Source organism: Acinetobacter sp. AL9, assembly GCF_041464035.1.
In the GTDB taxonomy this organism is placed as follows: domain Bacteria; phylum Pseudomonadota; class Gammaproteobacteria; order Pseudomonadales; family Moraxellaceae; genus Acinetobacter; species Acinetobacter towneri.
Genome location: NZ_JAYFSK010000192.1, coordinates 1 through 355, shown reverse-complemented (window position 1 = coordinate 355; position 355 = coordinate 1). Strand labels below are relative to the sequence as shown.

Here is a 355-nt window from a genome sequence, read left to right as displayed (position 1 = left end):
TATCGCATACAGTTTCTGAATCAGCACTAATGCCTGTTCAGCGACCTGACTTTTCCCAGTTACATGCAGTTCATGGAATTTACGACGTGCATGGGCCATGCAGCCCACCTCAATGACCTGGCCTGATCTAAAGCGTGCTTTATAACCACTGTAATCATCACAGACTAGATAACCCTGCCAGCCTTTCAAGAACTCTGCAGCATGCTGGCCTGAACGACTATCCTGAAATGTTAGCGGCAATGTAAAAATGACCCCCCAACAGCATTTGAAAATTGACCCCCTTGGTTAATATAGTGGTCTTTTTGGACTGCTCAACATGTTAACTTTGGAGCAAGCAGTGACAATCCAAATACTT

At 44.8% G+C, this 355-nt stretch carries 1 pseudogene; it reads right to left on the bottom strand.

Annotation, left to right across the window (positions count from 1 at the left end):
* Nucleotides 1-228 (bottom strand): annotated as a pseudogene (locus tag ACEO2X_RS14280) (transposase); the annotation flags it as partial.
* Nucleotides 229-355 lie beyond the last annotated feature (127 nt).